Annotated in this window: 13 protein-coding genes and 2 pseudogenes; 6 read left to right on the top strand and 9 right to left on the bottom strand. The window is 62.7% G+C overall.

Annotated elements, in window-relative coordinates; genetic code table 11:
- Positions 1 to 6: 6 nt before the first annotated feature.
- From M5C01_RS12090 to M5C01_RS12080, 3 genes are all read right to left on the bottom strand, one after another.
- On the bottom strand, positions 7 to 624 hold the full coding sequence (locus M5C01_RS12090; RefSeq protein WP_103499093.1) for a ParB-like protein: 618 nt from the start codon (positions 622 to 624) through the stop codon (positions 7 to 9).
- An 83-nt stretch (positions 625 to 707) separates the two neighbouring features.
- Entirely contained in the window at positions 708 to 1,859 is a 1,152-nt protein-coding gene (locus M5C01_RS12085; RefSeq protein WP_152738815.1) for a glycerate kinase, read from the bottom strand.
- 99 nt (positions 1,860 to 1,958) lie between these two features.
- A complete protein-coding gene (locus M5C01_RS12080) occupies positions 1,959 to 3,089 on the bottom strand; it encodes a sugar diacid recognition domain-containing protein (RefSeq protein ID WP_152738812.1) in 1,131 nt (376 codons plus the stop codon).
- A 171-nt stretch (positions 3,090 to 3,260) separates the two neighbouring features.
- Between M5C01_RS12080 and M5C01_RS12075 the strand changes: the two genes are divergently transcribed.
- On the top strand, positions 3,261 to 4,574 hold the full coding sequence (locus M5C01_RS12075) for an MFS transporter (RefSeq protein WP_103499090.1): 1,314 nt from the start codon (positions 3,261 to 3,263) through the stop codon (positions 4,572 to 4,574).
- Positions 4,575 to 4,648: 74 nt separating this feature from the next.
- Here M5C01_RS12075 and M5C01_RS12070 read toward each other — a convergent pair whose 3' ends face one another.
- Positions 4,649 to 4,888 (bottom strand): hypothetical protein, encoded by a 240-nt coding sequence (locus M5C01_RS12070; protein ID WP_152738809.1) that lies wholly within the window; start codon positions 4,886 to 4,888, stop codon positions 4,649 to 4,651.
- A 314-nt stretch (positions 4,889 to 5,202) separates the two neighbouring features.
- On the opposite strand from M5C01_RS12070, the gene M5C01_RS12065 reads away from it, so the two are divergent.
- Complete coding sequence (locus M5C01_RS12065) at positions 5,203 to 6,216, top strand: aldo/keto reductase (RefSeq protein ID WP_103499088.1); 1,014 nt, start codon at positions 5,203 to 5,205, stop codon at positions 6,214 to 6,216.
- Positions 6,217 to 6,225: 9 nt separating this feature from the next.
- Here the strand turns inward: M5C01_RS12065 and M5C01_RS12060 are convergent, their stop codons facing one another.
- Together M5C01_RS12060 and M5C01_RS12055 are read right to left on the bottom strand one after the other, a co-directional pair.
- Positions 6,226 to 8,031, bottom strand: coding sequence for a sensor domain-containing phosphodiesterase (locus M5C01_RS12060; RefSeq protein WP_247263187.1), 1,806 nt, complete (start codon positions 8,029 to 8,031; stop codon positions 6,226 to 6,228).
- Between the two features lie 144 nt (positions 8,032 to 8,175).
- Entirely contained in the window at positions 8,176 to 9,036 is an 861-nt protein-coding gene (locus M5C01_RS12055) for a pirin family protein (protein WP_152738806.1), read from the bottom strand.
- A gap of 157 nt (positions 9,037 to 9,193) precedes the next feature.
- On the opposite strand from M5C01_RS12055, the gene M5C01_RS12050 reads away from it, so the two are divergent.
- Positions 9,194 to 10,120: a LysR family transcriptional regulator gene (locus M5C01_RS12050; RefSeq protein ID WP_152738801.1), complete on the top strand. Its 927-nt coding sequence runs from the start codon at positions 9,194 to 9,196 to the stop codon at positions 10,118 to 10,120.
- Positions 10,121 to 10,241: 121 nt separating this feature from the next.
- On the opposite strand, the gene mqo is transcribed toward M5C01_RS12050, so the two are convergent.
- Positions 10,242 to 11,888 (bottom strand): malate dehydrogenase (quinone), encoded by a 1,647-nt coding sequence (mqo, locus tag M5C01_RS12045; protein ID WP_152738798.1) that lies wholly within the window; start codon positions 11,886 to 11,888, stop codon positions 10,242 to 10,244.
- 410 nt (positions 11,889 to 12,298) lie between these two features.
- Between mqo and M5C01_RS12040 the strand changes: the two genes are divergently transcribed.
- Positions 12,299 to 13,150: a CAP domain-containing protein gene (locus M5C01_RS12040; RefSeq protein WP_152738795.1), complete on the top strand. Its 852-nt coding sequence runs from the start codon at positions 12,299 to 12,301 to the stop codon at positions 13,148 to 13,150.
- Between the two features lie 3 nt (positions 13,151 to 13,153).
- On the opposite strand, the gene M5C01_RS12035 is transcribed toward M5C01_RS12040, so the two are convergent.
- Both M5C01_RS12035 and M5C01_RS12030 read right to left on the bottom strand, forming a co-directional pair.
- On the bottom strand, positions 13,154 to 13,840 hold the full coding sequence (locus tag M5C01_RS12035; protein WP_103499083.1) for a GNAT family N-acetyltransferase: 687 nt from the start codon (positions 13,838 to 13,840) through the stop codon (positions 13,154 to 13,156).
- A gap of 94 nt (positions 13,841 to 13,934) precedes the next feature.
- Positions 13,935 to 14,141: pseudogene (locus M5C01_RS12030) on the bottom strand (tautomerase family protein); the annotation flags it as partial.
- Between the two features lie 38 nt (positions 14,142 to 14,179).
- On the opposite strand from M5C01_RS12030, the pseudogene M5C01_RS12025 reads away from it, so the two are divergent.
- Positions 14,180 to 14,764 (top strand): annotated as a pseudogene (locus M5C01_RS12025) (LysR substrate-binding domain-containing protein); the annotation flags it as partial.
- 82 nt (positions 14,765 to 14,846) lie between these two features.
- Positions 14,847 to 16,289, top strand: a complete 1,443-nt coding sequence (locus tag M5C01_RS12020; RefSeq protein WP_152738786.1) for a SulP family inorganic anion transporter — start codon at positions 14,847 to 14,849, stop codon at positions 16,287 to 16,289.
- The last annotated feature ends 10 nt before the right edge of the window (positions 16,290 to 16,299 follow it).

The raw sequence follows: 16,299 nt of genomic DNA, 5'->3' as shown, positions 1-16,299 counted from the left end.
GACGGCTCAGGCATCGATCGGACCACTCCAACCCGGCAGATAACGCGCGGCCTGACTGCGAGCCAGCTTGAGGGCGGTTGCCTGCAGGTGCTCGCTGGACGCATTGAGTTCAGCGACGGTGATCCGCGTGCGGAAGAAGTCGGCCCAGAGAAACTCGCTGAAGGGCGTGACATCCTTGGCGAACCCACCGACCCGGCGCAAGGCGCCGGCAAGGCTGCGATAGGGGTCGTCCTGCAGTTCGCCGATAGACCCGGGCACTTTGTCGTAACCGCGGCGAATGCCCTTGGCATCGTAGGGATGGACCCACTGGTGGAAGTCCATGATGGTCCAGAAGCTGGCGGGTTCGACGAACGAGAGGTCCTTGAGCACCACCAATGAGACCTTCTTCACCTCCTCCTGCATCAGCGCCAGGCCGAAGTGGTGGTGATCGACGATGTAGTGCCGGCCTTCAGGCCCGAGGACGCAGGGAAACCAGTGATTATCGAGGGCGGCTTCGCGCTCCTTGCGCTTGAGGGTCTGCCATTGGGCTTGCTTGAGGGCGACCTCTTGCAGGCCGACGGTGACTTGGGTGGGGTGCAGTTTTGCAAGCTTTGCGCTGATCAGTTGCGGGCGGGCACGAGCCATTGAACATCTCCGGGCAGACAAGTCCGAAACCTGGACTGATCGCAAGCTTAGCCCTGAATGGCCCGAGGAGACACCGCGCATTATCATTCTTCACGGACAGGCCCTGCCGCCAGCTTCCAGACCCGGGCAATGTCCCCGGCTCGCGCGCTCAACAGCCGTGGCGCGTCACGACAGGCCTGCTCCAGGCTCATCGGCCCGGACACCAGGGCAAAGGCCGCGTCGACCCCATGGGCGTACATCTGCTCATAACCTTCACCGAGGGTCCCTGCCAGCACGATCACCGGCACGCCCTGCTCCCGGGCAATCCGCGCCACGCCGAACGGGGTCTTGCCGCGCAGGGTCTGGGCGTCGAAGCGACCTTCGCCGGTAATCACCAGATCAGCGCCGCGCACCGCCTCGGCCAGCCCCACCAGTTCCGCCACCACCTCCACACCGGGACGAAAGCACGCCCCGAAGAAGGCCTTGGCGGCAAAGCCCAAGCCGCCCGCCGCACCGCTGCCCGGCTCATCACGCACATCCTGGCCCTGCACCTGCGCGCACAGATCGGCAAAATGCCCGAGGGCCGCGTCCAGTTCACGCACCTGGGCCGGTGTCGCGCCTTTCTGCGGGCCGAAGATCGCCGAAGCGCCCTGCTCCCCGCACAAGGGATTGTTTACATCGGCGGCGATCTCGAAACGCACCCGGTCGAGACGCGGGTCCAGCCCCTCAAGGGTCACCCGCGCGACACCGGCCAAGGCCAGGCCCCCCGCTTGCACCACCTGTCCCCGGGCATCGAACAGCCCTACACCCAAGGCCTGCAAGGCACCGGCACCAGCGTCGTTGGTGGCGCTGCCGCCAATCGCCAGGATGACCCGTTGCGCACCGGCATCCAGGGCCGCGCGGATCAACTCGCCGGTGCCGAAGGTGCTGGTGATGCAGGCATTGCGCTGTTCCCTCGGAACCAGCTGCAAACCGCTGGCCTCGGCCATCTCGATAATCGCCGTGGCGCTGGCCGGCAACCAGCCCCAATGCGCGTCCACCGGTGTGCCCAGGGGGCCGCGCACCCGCTGCTGGCGCAACTCGCCGTTGCACACGGCCAACACCGCCGCCACCGTCCCCTCGCCGCCATCCGCCATCGGGCATTCAATCAGCTGCGCCTCGGGCATTACCTGGGCCAGGCCTTCGGCAATCGCTCGGGCCACACCTTCGGCGCTGAGGCTGTCCTTGAACGAATCGGGGGCGATGATGATTTTCATGGGGACGATCTCCAGTTCTTGTGGCGTCCATGCTGCCAGTTGAAACAGGGAATGACGCCGGTCTGCTGCACAAGCCCGGGAGGGCTTTATTGTTCATTCCTACAAAGCGCCCCCAGCGGCCGGCACCGGCGATTCGCTGTGGGGCAACAATTGCACCCCCAGGTACAACGCCAGCATCCCGTCCAGGCGCAGCGGGTCGACACCACTGATCTCGGCAATCCGCTCCATCCGATAGCGCAGGCTGTTGCGGTGAATCCCCAACGCCTCGGCACAGCCCTGGCTCTGACCGTCATGCTCGCACCAACTGCGCAAGGTGGCGAGCAACTGGCCGTTGCTGTCCTTGGCGATCACCTTGCGCAGCGGCTTGAGCAACTCTTCCAGCGCATCGTCGCTGCGATGCCGCCAGAGCATCACCGGCAGGCGATAGCGATTGAGGTGCAACAAACGACTGTGGGGCAAGACCTCCCGGCCATAAGCAAGCAAATCACCGACCCGACGATAGCAGCGGCGCAAACCCTGCAAACCGTCAGCCTGCCCACCCGCGGCGACTCGGGCGATCTTCCAACCCAGGCTGTCGAGCTTCTCCAGCAGACGCTGATCGTCGAGGATCGCCGTCGCCGGCCGACACCACAGCAGCGAGGCGGTCGACCCACTCACGCACCAACTGTCGGGATAACGCGACTGCAACCAGGCCATCAGCGCTTCGGCACTCTGCCCCGGGTCCAGCTCGAACAGATAGGGAATCCGTGACAACTGCGGCTTGAGCCCCATCTGCCGGGCCTCGTCGATCAAACGCGGCGAGTCGCCCTCGTCACTGAGCAACAAGGCCAGCAGATCATCACAGCGCTGGCGCCGCCACTGCCGTTCAGCCTGCTGATGGCGCTGGCCGACCAGCATTTCGGCGGTCATGCGCACCAGCTCGGCGTAAGTACGCAATTGCTCCGGCTCACCGGTAATGCCCAGCACGCCGATCAGCCGCTCATCGTGCATCAGCGGCAGGTTGATCCCTGGCTGCACGCCCTTCAGGCACTTGGCCGCCTGCTCGTCGATCACCACCACCCGGCCATTGGCCAAGACCAACTGCGCACCCTCGTGGCGGGTATTGATCCGCCCCGGCTCGCCGCTGCCCAGGATCAGGCCCTGGCTGTCCATGACATTGACGTTGTACGGCAGAATGGCCATCGTACGATCGACGATATCCTGCGCAAGGTCATGGTCCAGTTCGAACATAGCGGTAGGGTCCTTGGTTCAGGGGGATCAACGAACGTTTGTTCAGCAGCACAGGGTACACCGGCAAACCCTGTGCACTGGCACAAAGACAGCAAGACCGGGGTGACCGAGACTCACAGGGCGATCAAGTTACCCTTGCCTCGCAAAAAATCATAATAAAGAGAGACCGCCATGTCACAGAGCGCCGCGATATCCCAGGCCACCGCTGACTTGAAAAACGCCGTATACAAGCGCATCACCCTGCGCCTGATCCCCTTTATCTTCATCTGCTACCTGTTCAACTACCTCGACCGGGTCAATGTTGGATTTGCCAAGCTGCAGATGCTCGACGCGTTGAAATTCAGCGAAACCATCTACGGCCTCGGGGCCGGGATTTTCTTTATCGGCTACGTGCTCTGCGGCGTGCCGAGCAACCTGGCGCTGAGTCGCTTCGGTCCGCGGCGCTGGATTGCCCTGATGATGATCACCTGGGGCGTGTTGTCGACCTGCCTGCTGTTCGTCAGCACGCCGATCCAGTTCTATACCTTGCGCCTGTTCACCGGGGCCGCCGAAGCCGGCTTCTTCCCCGGCGTGGTGCTGTACCTCTCGCAGTGGTTCCCGAGCTTCCGCCGTGGGCGGATCATGGCCCTGTTCATGTCGGCGATCCCGGTCTCGGGCCTGCTCGGCAGTCCTTTCTCCGGCTGGATCCTCAACCACTTTGCCGCCGGTCAGGGCGGCCTTGCCGGCTGGCAGTGGATGTTCCTGTTGCAAGGGATCCCGACCATTGCCCTGGGCATCGCGGCGTTTTTCCTGCTGGCGGACAAATTCGCCAACGCCAAGTGGCTGACTACCGAGGAACGCGCCGTACTCGAAGACGACCAGGCCGAGGATGCCGCGAACAAACCCAAGGCTGTCAGCGACTCCCTGGGTGAAGTGTTCAAGAACCCGGCGATCTGGGCCTTTGGCCTGATCTATTTCTGCATCCAGAGCGGCGTCTACGCCATCAACTTCTGGTTGCCGTCGATTATCAAGAACCTGGGATTCAGCGACAACCTGGTCATAGGCTGGCTCAGTGCGATTCCCTACCTGCTGGCGGCAGTGTTCATGTTGCTGGTGGGCCGCTCCGCCGACCTGCGCAAGGAGCGTCGCTGGCACCTGGCGGTACCTATGTTGATGGGTGCCGTCGGCCTGTTGATCGCGGTCAATTTCGCCACTTCGCCGGCCATTGCCATTCTCGGCCTGACGATTGCGACCATGGGTGCCCTCACCGGCCTGCCGATGTTCTGGCCGGTGCCCACCGCCCTGCTCAGCGCCGGCGCGGCCGCCGGTGGCCTGGCGTTGATCAACTCCATGGGCCAGATGGCCGGTTTCCTCAGCCCGTACCTGGTGGGCTGGGTCAAGGATGCCAGCGGCTCCACCGATGCGGCCCTGTATGTGCTGGCCGCGGTGATCGTCGCCGGCAGCCTGCTGGCCCTGCGCATGACCCGCACCTTGCGGGCGGCGTGAAACAGCGGCCATAAAAAAGCCCGAGGCTCGACATCGCTGTCGTCCCTCGGGCACGTTTCCCCCAATGACTAGAGTCAGACGGTGGCGTTCGCGCTCACGCTTTGAGTCGTGGAGGTCATGGCTTTCTTGGCGTGTTTTTTGTGCTTCTTGTGCTTTTTCGTGGCAAGTTGAATACCAGCCTTCTCGGAAGTGACCTTCTGGGTCTGAGTCGTCGGCGCAACTTGCGCCTGCGCCATCACCATCGGGACCACAGCCGCCTGGGCAACAACGATCGCCATGGCCAGCGCCTTAAGACGTTTCGAATTAAGCATCATGTCTCTCCATATTGAACGGGGTTATGTCCTGATGGCCTTTACAACTGTACTCGCCGGACAAGCGGGTCTCTTGGCTATATATGACTTTAGTTCGGACTACTGTAACAACCTGTCAGAATTGACAGTTCCGACGAACGGTCAAGTAGTTGACATTGCCGTGCCCGTTCCCTGGAGAGCACCGGACTACATGAAACTTTTGCGCAGTTTCCCCTGACAAGGCTGTCGGATATCGGTGAGTTGATTGAGGGATTGCTCAACAGCGGTATTCTGGTATCTGATGAGCACCTTCTCTTTCGTGCAAAAGGATGTTGTTCATGAGTTACCGCACCCTCGGCCATTCCGGATTGCAAGTCAGCACCTTGACACTGGGCAGCATGATGTTCGGTGAACAAACCGACACCGAAACCTCCTTGCGCATCATCGACAAGGCCTGGGACCAGGGCATCAACTTTATCGACACCGCCGACGTCTACACCGGCGGGCGCTCCGAGGAAATCGTCGGCGAAGCGATTGCCCGCCATCGCCATGAGTGGATCCTCGCGACCAAGGCCGGTTTCGGCCCGGTGGACGGCAAGCCGAACCGCAGCGGCCTGAGCCGCAAGCACCTGTTCAATGCCATCGAAGCCAGCCTCGGACGCCTGGGCACCGACTACCTGGATATCTACTACCTGCACCGCGAAGACCACAGCACCCCGCTGGAGGTCACCATATCGGCCATCGGCGACCTGTTGCGCCAGGGCAAGATCCGCCATTGGGGCCTGTCCAACTATCGCGGCTGGCGGATTGCCGAAGTGATCCGCGTGGCCGAGCGCCTGGGGGTGGACAAGCCGGTGATCAGCCAACCGCTGTACAACATCGTCAACCGCCAGGCCGAGACCGAGCAGATCACCGCCGCTGCCGCCTACGGCCTCGGCGTGGTGCCCTACAGCCCGCTGGCCCGTGGCGTGCTCAGCGGCAAATACGCCCCGGATGTCGCGCCGGATGCCAACAGCCGGGCCGGACGCCAGGACAAGCGCATCCTCGAGACCGAATGGCGGGTGGAATCATTGCGCATTGCCCAGCAGTTGCAGGCGTATACCCAACAGCGTGGCGTCGGCCTGGTGGAGTTCGCGATTGCCTGGGTGCTGAACAATACGGCGGTCAGCTCGGCGATTGTCGGCCCGCGCACCGAGGAGCAATGGGACAGCTACACCAAGGCACTGACGGTGAAGATCAGCGCCGAGGACGAAGCCTTCGTCGACTCGCTGGTGACTCCGGGGCATGCGTCCACCCCGGGTTTCAACGATGTCAGTCACTTTGTCTCCGGACGCCTGCCACGGGGCGTTTGAAGGCGGGCCTCAGCCCGTCTTCAGGGGGAACCGATCCAGTGCCGCCTGCTGGAAATACAGTGCCTCTTCGACCGGCCTGGAAAGAAAGTAGCCTTGGGCCTCGTCACAGCCGAAGTGCTTGAGTATTTCCAGGCAGCCGAAACTTTCCACGCCCTCGGCCACCGTCCGGTAGCCCAGGTCGCGGGCCACGCCGATGATCGACTTGGCCACCCGCTGATGCTGGGCACTGTGCTCCAGGTCGAAAATCATCGACTGATCGAGCTTGAGGATATTGGCCGGGATCTTGTGCAGATAAGAGAAGTTGCTGTAGCCGGTACCGAAGTCGTCGATGGCCACATCGACGCCCATATCCCTCAGTTGCTGAAGTTGCTCGATCACCCCGGCGCTGGAACGCAGCCACTCGCCTTCGGTGATTTCAACCTCGAGCATTGCCGGGTCGACCCCATGGGCCCCACAGCGCTGGGCAATGACATCGGCGACATTGCGCCCGTAAAAATCCCGCGAGGACAGGTTGAGGGATATTTTCTTGTCCCGGGCATAACCGGTGTTGGCAATCAGCGTCACAACCCGCTCGATCACCCAATCCGTCACCGAATGGATCAGCGAGCTTTTCTCGACAATCGGAATGAACTCCGCCGGCGAAATAAAGCCATGTAACCGATGGTTCCAGCGAATCAGCGCCTCGGCACTCAGGTGCGCGCCATCGCGCAACGAGAAGCGCGGTTGATAGACCAGGAACACATCATCGGCCTTCAGGGCCGGCGTGATATCCGGCAACAGGCTGAACAGACGGCGGAAGGTAACGTCGTCCTGATGGTTGTAATAGGCATAGGGCTGGGCTTTCTGCCGGGCGGTCTCCAGGGCGAACAAGCCCTTGCGCAGCAGCTCCCGGGCCGTTTCCGAGCCCCCCTCGAACTCCAGCAACCCCGCGCAGACCGTGGGTACCATCGGCAGATTCTCGCTGATGGGCGCCCGGCGCAGCCAATCCACCAGCCGCGGTAAAAAGCCCCGCGCCTCGACGGCGTCCATCTGCATGGTGAAGGCAAAGCCCTTGACCATCACGTGATAGATCTTGATCCCGGTGCCGATAAACGCCTGGATCCGCGAGGCCATATCCCGCAGCACCGCTTCGAAGGGCACCATGCCCTCCGCCACGGTCAAACGGTGCGCCCAATCGGTGTCCAGGGCATCGACCGTCACCAGAACCCTCTTGCGGATCTCGCCGGCCTGGATCAAGCCCTGCAGGTCGGAGAGAAACTGCGTACGGTTGGGCAGGCCGCTGACCGCATCCACACGCTTGAGCAGGTGCTGGCGCTCGATCAACTGCATGATCAGCGCGGCGAAATCTTCCAGGGCCGCGTGGTCTTCCGGCGTCAGGTCGTGGGCTACCGTATCGAGGATACACACGCTGCCGATGGCATAGCCGCCGTCGGTACGCAGGGGCGCGCCGGCATAAAACGTCAGCGCACCGTCGCCCTGGACCAGGGGGAAGTCGGCAAAACGCGGGTCCAGGCAGGCGTTGTCGACCACGAACACGCCGCTTTGGCGGATCGTGTGGGCACAGAACGACAACTCCAGCTCGGGCGCTTGCTGAGCGGAAAAGCCGGTGGTGGCGAGGAACCACTGGCGGTCCTTGTCGATCAGGCTGACGATCGCCACCGGCGCTTGAAAGCGCGAGGCGACCAACCGGCAGATCCGCTCGAAACACTCTTCGCGGGCAACATCCATCAGGTCGAAGGCATGCAGGGCGGCCAGCCGCTCCTCTTCTTCGCGATCACGCAACAACATCTGCTCGACTGTCGTGAGTTTTTTCATCAGTACCTGTTGTCGTCAATCCGAGTCGTTCAGTCGGCCGGGGAAGATGGCCTTTTGCCGCTAATCATTGCGCGGGCACCGAATAATATCCAGAAAAATGCGACCAGTGTCTGACAGAGAGCAGAAAGCCGTGTACCCGATCGGTTACAGACGCCCCTCCTCACGCAGACGTCGACCGATATGGAGAATCTCGGCCTCGCCCCGGGCCAGCGCCGCGGCGCTGGTATGCACCGAATAATTGCCCAGCACCAGTTCATGGGGATGCTTGTGCGCTGAGCCTAGCACGAAGGTGGTATCACCCCGGGCCACGAGATCGATGACCTCCTCGCGCTCCTCGAAAATCGCCAATTCACCCTCGCCGAGCGGCCCGCCAGCGTCACCGGCGTCAAGCTGGCCGATATCGACCGCCAGCCAACCCACGCTGTGACCGGCCGGTGGTGTGTAGGTCCAGCGTTCACCGTCTTTCAAGTGTACGGCTAGGTAGTTCATCGGCGCGGGGGCCGCGATCAGGCTTTGCGCCTCACCGTAGCGCCCCAGCAGCACCCGCGCCGGTCCTTCCTGTGGCACCTGCGACGGGGTCAGGTACTGGCTGCGTGCCAGAGCATTCTCATCGGCCGCCGGCAACGCCACCCAGAGCTGAAAGCCGCGCACATGGCTGACCTCTGGCACGATCGAACCTGTGTGCCAGACACCATTGCCGGCCTGCATCCATTCAACACCACCGGCCAGCAGGCGGCCTTTTTCGCCGGTGCTGTCTTCATAGAAAAACTCGCCTTCGCTCAAATAGCTCAACGTGGCGATGCCGGAATGCGGGTGCATGCCAAACCCCGGCTGACCGGCTTTCGTCTGGAAGCTGAAACGATCGAGAAAGACGAACGGTTTGAGCCACGCGCCCAGGTCGCCGGGACTTACCAGGCGCGTAATCGCCCCGTGGGTACTGCCGTGGGTCCGATGAACAATGGTCCGCCGCTGCGGGGTACGGGCAATGGCGGTACTTGCCGGCATGGGGAATGCTCCTGAAAAATGATCGGATAAATCCCGGGACGGCAATCAATGCAAACGCGGTCCCGGGCCAGTTGCGACGCAGTATGGATTGCTCTCTATTACCGGACTAGATGGCATAATTGGATTTCACTCATCCATTTATGTGAGTAATTTCGCCATGCTCGACCTGAATGAAATTGCCATGTTCGTCCAGGTGGTACGCTACGGCAGCTTTGCCGAGGCCGCTCGGCACCTGGGTGTACCGGCCAATACCCTGAGCCGGCGAATCCAGCAGCTCGAAGCCCGGCTCGACACGCGTCTGATGCAACGCTCCACCCGCAAGCTGACGCTGACCGGCGCCGGCCAGGCCTTCCATGCCCGTTGCGCCGGGGCCGTCGACGGTCTGCTCGACGCCAGCCACGAGCTGCAAGGCGGCAGCCAGGTTCCCAGTGGCCTGGTACGGGTGGCGGCGACCGCCGACTTCTTCGAGTTTTTCCCGATGGACTGGGTCGCCGAATTTCTCGCCCGTTACCCCCAGGTCAAGCTCGACTTCGTCCTCAGCGACGCCAAGGCCGACCTGATCGCCGAACAGATCGACGTCGCCTTTCGCGCCGGCCCCCTGCAGGATTCGGCCTTTGTCGGACGCCAACTGCTGGGGCCCCGTAGCGACGGCCTGGTGGCCAGCCCAGCCTATCTCGCGACGCATGGCGTGCCGCTGACCTTGCAGGCGCTGGTTCAACATGACTGCATCAGCGCCCCACACCCCAGCGGCCACGCCACCTGGCGCCTGAGCAGCCCGGCCGGCGTCATGGAGGAAGTGCAGGTCAGCGGCCGCTTCAGCGCCAACACCGCCCAGGCGCTGCGCAAGGCCGCCCTGGCGGGCCTGGGCATCGTCCTGTTGCCGCCGACCATGGCTCGCCTCGATGTCCAGGCAGGCCTGCTGGTGCCGGTATTGCCCGGTTACCAGCGCAAGAGCCAGGGCATGAACGTGATCTATCCGAGCCGGCGCCAGTTGCCCCTGGCGGTGTCGACGTTTATCGACACCTTCATGGACAAACTCCATGGGCAGGATGGATGGCCTAAGCCTGTCCCTGACCTTGAGTGATATCCATCGTTCGCCGAAAGCCTTTTTTCGTGGACATAAAAAAACACCCACTGGCCGGTCGCATGAGCGGGCAATGGGTGTTCTTCGGTTTACAGCGCCTCGCCGAAGCGAGGCCGGGTCTTTACAGCGCCATGTCAGCCGCTGGAGTGTCGGCTTTTGGCTTGTCAGTCGCAGCCGGTGCGGCTGGCGCAGCAGCGGTCTGACCGATCACCGGAGGCTTGGTCAGCTGCAGGACTTCAGCGGTGTAGTCCCATTCTTTCTGGACCGCTGCAGGGTTGCCGTTCAGCTTGGTGCCGTAGCTCGGCACGATCTGGTGCAGTTTTTCCTGCCAGGCAGGCGTCGCAACCTGGTCCTTGAAGACCCGTTCCAGAATGGTCAACATGATCGGCGCGGCGGTGGAAGCACCTGGCGATGCACCCAGCAGGCCGGCGATGCTGTTGTCCTTGGCGGTGACCACCTCGGTACCGAGTTTCAGGACGCCGCCCTTCTCTTCGTCACGCTTGATGATCTGCACGCGCTGACCGGCTTGCCACAGGCGCCAGTCTTCTTTCTTCGCTTCAGGGAAGTATTCTTTCAAGGCGTTGAAGCGGTCGTCATCCGACATCATCAACTGACCGGCCAGGTACTCCACCAGCGGGTACTGCTCGATCCCGACGCGGGTCATCGGCCAGACGTTGTGGGTGGTGGTACTGGTCAGCAGGTCGAAGTACGAACCGTTCTTCAGGAACTTGGTGGAGAAGGTCGCGAATGGCCCGAACAGGATCACGCGCTTGCCATCCAGCACACGGGTGTCCAGGTGCGGAACCGACATGGGTGGCGCGCCGGTCGAAGCAATACCGTAGGCCTTGGCCATATGCTTGAGGGCGATGTCCTGGTTATCGGTGACCAGGAACGAACCGCCGACCGGGAAGGCCGCGTAGTCGTTGGCCTCAGGGATGCCGGACTTCTGCAGCAGGTGCAGCGCACCGCCACCGGCACCGATGAACACGAACTTGGCGTCGGCCGCGGTTTCGCTGCCGTCCTTCAGGTTCTTGTAGGTGACGCGCCAGGTGCCGTCGTCATTGCGCTTGATGTCCTCGACTTCGCTGGACAGCTTCAGCTTGAAGTTAGGCTGGGCCTGCAGGTAAGCGACGTACTGGCGGGTGATTTCGCCGAAGTTCACGTCGGTGCCGATAGGCGTCCAGGTGGCCGCGATCTTCTGCTTCGGATCACGCCCCTCCATCATCAGCGGGACCCACTTCTTGATCTGTTCCTGATCTTCGGTGTACTGCATGCCGCTGAACAGCGGGCTGGTCTGCAGCGCCGCGTAGCGATCCTTGAGGAACTTGACGTTGTCGTCACCCCACATGAAGCTCATGTGCGGCGTCGAGTTGATGAACGAATGCGGGTTCTTCAGCACGCCCTGACGGACCTGCCAGGACAGGAACTGACGGGTGATCTGGAACGACTCGTTGATCTCGATCGCCTTGGAAATATCGATCTTGCCGTTCTTGTCGTACGGCGTGTAGTTCGACTCGGCCAGGGCGGAGTGACCGGTACCGGCGTTGTTCCAGCCATTGGAGCTTTCTTCGGCGACGCCATCGAGGCGCTCGACCATTTCCATCGACCAGTCCGGCTGCAACTCATTGAGCCAGATCCCCAGGGTCGAACTCATGATGCCCCCGCCGATAAGTAGCACATCGACTTTCTTTGTCTCGGCCGCGTGTACGGACATCGCGCCCATCGTCACTGCCAGCCCCAGCAGTGCTGTGTTCAGTTTCTTCAACATTCGGTAATACCTAGGATAGGTAGACATACAAGGCCCATGAAAAACCACCGGCCTCACGTTCATGTCCCTCCTGCGCTGACTTTTTATTAGTCATTGGCTTCAGCTACGTTGGGTGACACTCATTTTGTTTGCCTCTGCCCGGACCTGGTCGACAAGCGCAATCTGTCAGCTCATACGACTCAGCCAGTAAGGCTTTTTTCTCGATTCCTTCGACGTCCGGTCACCTCGGATAGGCACGCTAGACGCTTCCGTGCTGCGACATAATACCTCAGCTACGTGACTGGATGAAAATGCCTCGCCTTTACACAGAGAAAACCTACCGAAATTGTAGGATAAGCCGGCCAAGGTTCAAGTGCTCCTGCAGTGGGAAATCCGGCATGATGGGCGCAGTCCGTCCCAGGGAGATGCCCATGCGCTTCATACCATCGCTTATCGGTCTGGCCACGCTGACGCTGGGCCCGGTGTTCGCGGCCAACGCCGCCCCTGTTGATCAGGTGCAACTGGTTGACTCGATCAACCACTACCGCAGCCAGGTGCAGCGCTGTGGAAGCCAGGCCTCACTGGAGTTGCCGCCACTGGTCAGCGATCCCCGCCTGGTGTTGCCCATCAATAACCCGGGCGACTTGCAGCAGGCGCTGAGTGCCAAGGCGTATCCGATGGTCACCGTGCAGGCGATCAGCCTCTCGGGGCCACGTGACGCGGCGGCGGCGATGAAAGCGGTGGAGGAAAGTTTCTGCCAGGTGGTGCTGAACCCGCAGTTCGTCGATATCGGCGTCAACCGCGAGGGACGTGAATGGCGCATCGTGCTGGCGCGGCCGCTGCTGAGCGCGCGCCTGGGCGACTGGCAGGCGGAAGGCCAGAAACTGCTCGAGCAGATCAACAGCGCCCGCACGCAAGCGCACCAATGCGGCGGCCAGGCGTTCGCCGCCACCACGCCCCTGGCCTGGAACGCGGTACTGGCGAGCGCCGCTGAAGGCCATAGCCGGAATATGGCCAACAACAACTTCTTCGATCACAAGGACCGTGACGGACACATGCCGGGGGATCGGGCCGAGCTGGCGGGCTACAACGGCCAGATGATCGGCGAAAATATCGCCGCCGGCCAGGACACCGTACGCAAGGTGGTCGACGGCTGGCTGGCCAGCCCCGGTCACTGCGCCAACCTGATGAATCCACGATTCCGTGAGCTGGGCGCGGCCTACGTGGTGGACCCGAAGAGCGATTCCGGGATCTACTGGACCGCGATGTTCGGCACCCCGTAACTATCAATGGTCGCCCAGCCGCTCCAGGACAAAAGCCCTGGCGTGGCGGGTCATCTGGTCGAGCTGGCGGTCACGCTGCTTCTCGGCGTCGACCATCGCGCGCTTGCCGTGTTGTTGCAACAGGTAGGCATGAATCTGTCGCACCTCCAGGGAACGATAGATCGGCGCGATATCCAGCACCGCCACCAGCCCGTCCGTGCCGTGGTCACGGGTATTCATCAATACCTGCGGCCCGCGCGCGGCCAGCACCTGGAAACCCAGGGCCTCGAACACTGGCACCTTGCCGACGACACAGGCCAGTTCCGCGTGGGGATAGCGCTGGAGCACCGGTTGCAGCATCGCACGCGCCACACCCTGGCGCCGATGGCCTTCACGCACCGCCATATAAGCGATCGAGCAGGCTTGCGGATCATCCTTGACCGGTAAATACAGCAGGAAACCGATGACCTTCTCGGGATCCCGGGCATCGGTTGCCACGATCAATTCGACGGCCAGGCCCTTGGAGCCGTCCATCGCCTGCATATAGAGATGCACCTCATAACCGACGCCATACTGATACAGGTTGTAGAGCGGGTTGCTCGGCGCAATAGCCACCTGACTGACGTCGGTGACGTAATCCACGACCATCTGCTGGATCTGGCTATGGATCGACTCCGGGGGCGGGGTTTCAAACAAGGTGATCGTGGACATCGAACATCGGGCTCCGAGGGTTGAGACGCACCCTCGGCAGTCGGCAGCGAAGGGCCGCGCATGATAACCGGTCTTGCCCGGGTCAGGCGGTGTGTCAGTTACCCCGCCCTCCCGCAAACGACCACTCATCGGCCTGGGTGGTGCTGATCACCACCATGACATCCTCAGGATCAATCCCCGGCGCCACACTCAGCCGCTCTACCAACCGCCGATAAAAGCACTGTTTCGTCGCGGTATCCCTGATGCGCCCGGCGGTAATCGCAATCAGCACAAAGTCCTCGCTGCGCGGCCCGCCCAGGTAGTCGCGTCAGCCGTCTGCAAGGCGCCCGTATCGAAGCCACGGTGCGCATCGGCTTGCAGGATGATTTCGCCGAACATCTGCTCAGCGACGTGCTGCGGCGTTTTTCCAGGGTCCACCCACTGGTCAGCCTTGAGGTCAGCATCGCCCGCAACGCCGAGCTGTTATCGAGGATCGAGAATGGCCGCCTGGACCTGGCGCTGGCCTGGGAAGCCGGCGCCAGCACCCCGCACGCCACGCGCCTCGGTGAAACGCAGATGCACTGGATCGGCTCGCGCGAGTTGCCGGCGCCCTCTCCTGCCGACAACCTGCCTTTGCCCCTGGTGGTCTTCGATGCGCCATGCATTTTGCGCAGCGCGGCAACCAAAGCCCTGGACCAGGCGCGTATCCCCTGGCGAGTGGTGCTGACCAGCCCGAGTGTCAGTGGCATCTGGGCCGCCGTATCGGCCGGACTCGGTATCACTTTACGCACCCGCATCGGCCTGCCCCCTCAGCTTGCGCTGATTGAAAGCCTGCCGGCGCTGCCCATGCTCGGTTATGTCCTGCACCAGGCCGTGGCGGCGCCGACAGCGGCGGTACGACAGCTGTCCGAGTTGATCCAGGCAAGCCTCGCCGAACTGCGCTAACTGGCCGCCGCCCATTCAATTGCGTACCATCCGCCCCCTTCTTTTCGCCGCCGGTGCTGCCGGCTCGTCTTTCAGGTACGCCATGAAACCCCAACGCCTGCGCGCCGACGCCCTGGCCGGACTGACCACCGCCTTCGCCCTGCTGCCCGAATGCATCGCCTTCGCCCTGGTCGCCCACCTCAATCCACTGATGGGCCTGTACGGCGCCTTTATCATCTGCACCCTGACCGCGCTGTTGGGCGGACGCCCGGGCATGATCTCCGGCGCCGCCGGGTCGATGGCCGTGGTGATCGTCGCGCTGGTGGTGCAACACGGCGTGCAGTACCTGCTCGCCACCGTGCTGCTGGGCGGGCTGATCATGCTCGCCTTCGGCCTGCTGCGGCTGGGCAAGCTGGTGCGCATGGTCCCGCACCCGGTGATGCTCGGTTTCGTCAACGGCCTGGCGATCATCATCGCCCTGGCCCAACTGGAACACTTCAAGAGCGGCGAAACCTGGCTAAGTGGCAAGCCGCTGTACCTGATGAGCGGGCTGGTGCTGCTGACCATGGCCATCGTCTACCTGCTACCGCGCCTGACCCGCAGCGTGCCGCCGGCACTGGTGGCGATCCTTGGCGTGGGCCTGGCGGTGTACCTGCTCGATTTGCCGACCCGTACCCTCGGCGATATGGCGCATATTGCCGGTGGCCTGCCGGTGCTGGCCCTGCCGCAACTGCCATGGAACCTGGAAACCCTGCGGATCGTCGCCCCCTACGCGTTCCTGATGGCCATGGTCGGCCTGCTGGAAACCCTGCTGACCCTGAACCTGACCGACGAGATCACCGAAAGCCGCGGCTACCCGGATCGCGAATGCGCGGCATTGGGCGTGGCCAACATGGTTTCCGGCCTGTTCGGCGGCATGGGCGGCTGCGCCATGATCGGCCAGACCGTGATCAACCTCAGTTCCGGTGGCCGCGGCCGGCTGTCCGGGATCGTCGCCGGGGTGATGATCCTGCTGTTTATCCTGTTCCTCTCACCCTTTATCGAGCGTATTCCGCTGGCAGCCCTGGTCGGCGTCATGTTCGTGGTTGCGCAACAGACCTTTGCCTGGGCCTCGCTACGGGTCCTGAACAAGGTGCCGCTGAATGACGTGCTGGTAATCCTCGCGGTGACCGTCATCACCGTGTTCACCGACCTCGCCACCGCCGTGCTCTGCGGGATCGTCGTCGCCGCGCTCAACTTCGCCTGGCAGCAGGCCCGGGAGCTGTACGCCGACAGCCATCTGGAGGCCGACGGCAGCAAGCTTTACCGCCTCCATGGCACCCTGTTCTTTGCCTCCACGGCGCCCTTTCTCAATCAGTTCGACCCGGCCAACGACCCCGCCCAGGTGACCCTCGACTGCCGCCACCTGAACTTCGTCGACTACTCGGCCATTGCCGCGTTGAAGACCCTGCGCGAGCGCTACGAGAAGGCCGGCAAGCACCTGCAGATGTTTCATCTGTCCGAACGTTGCAAGCGCCTGCTCAAGCGCGCCGGCGCGCACCAATAAGCCCCGCCGC

The organism is Pseudomonas sp. MWU12-2319 (assembly GCF_023242525.1).
Lineage (GTDB): Bacteria > Pseudomonadota > Gammaproteobacteria > Pseudomonadales > Pseudomonadaceae > Aquipseudomonas > Aquipseudomonas gingeri_D.
This window is presented reverse-complemented; position numbering and strand designations above follow the sequence as displayed.